Origin of the sequence: Corallococcus praedator (genome assembly GCF_003612125.1) — a bacterium.
Taxonomy (GTDB): Bacteria; Myxococcota; Myxococcia; order Myxococcales; family Myxococcaceae; genus Corallococcus; species Corallococcus praedator.
In genome coordinates this window covers 1-535 of sequence record NZ_RAWI01000859.1, presented here as the reverse complement: position 1 = coordinate 535, position 535 = coordinate 1, and the positions used below count along the sequence as shown (strand labels likewise).

1 protein-coding gene is annotated in these 535 nt (G+C 69.0%); it reads left to right on the top strand.

The annotated features are described in order from the left end of the window. A partial coding sequence (locus D7Y13_RS46265; RefSeq protein ID WP_208734576.1) for a hypothetical protein occupies window positions 1-535 on the top strand: 535 nt, incomplete at both ends.

Here is a 535-nt window from a genome sequence, read left to right as displayed (position 1 = left end):
CGACCGCACTCACCCGCCGTCTTCTGTTGGCGGCGTGTGCGGCGTTCGTGGTGCTCGCGTCGGCCGCCGGACCTGCCGTTGCGGCCCCGAGCACATCACCGACCGGCAGCGATGCACCCGGTCTCGGTATCCGCCTCCTCGAGGCACCACTCGCACTGGCGAAAGACCCGCGCGCGCAGAATTACATCGTCGACAACCTCCCACCCGGGACGACCATCACCCGACGCTTCCAGGTGTCGAACAACACCGGTGCACAGCGAGTCGTCTCGCTGTACCCGGGTGCGGCCTCGATCCAGGAGACCGGAGGGTTCGTCCTCGAGGACGGTCGCGCCCAGAACGAGCTCACGTCGTGGATGTCGGTCACACCACGAACGCTCACCATCCCCGACGGACGTGCCGCCGACGCGACAGTGCGGATCGCAGTGCCCCGGACGGCAACCGAGACGGAGCGTTACGCCGTGATCTGGGCGGAGACGTCGGGCGGCACGGCCACCCGAGGGGGCATCTCGACGGTGTCTCGCGTCGGGATCCGGAC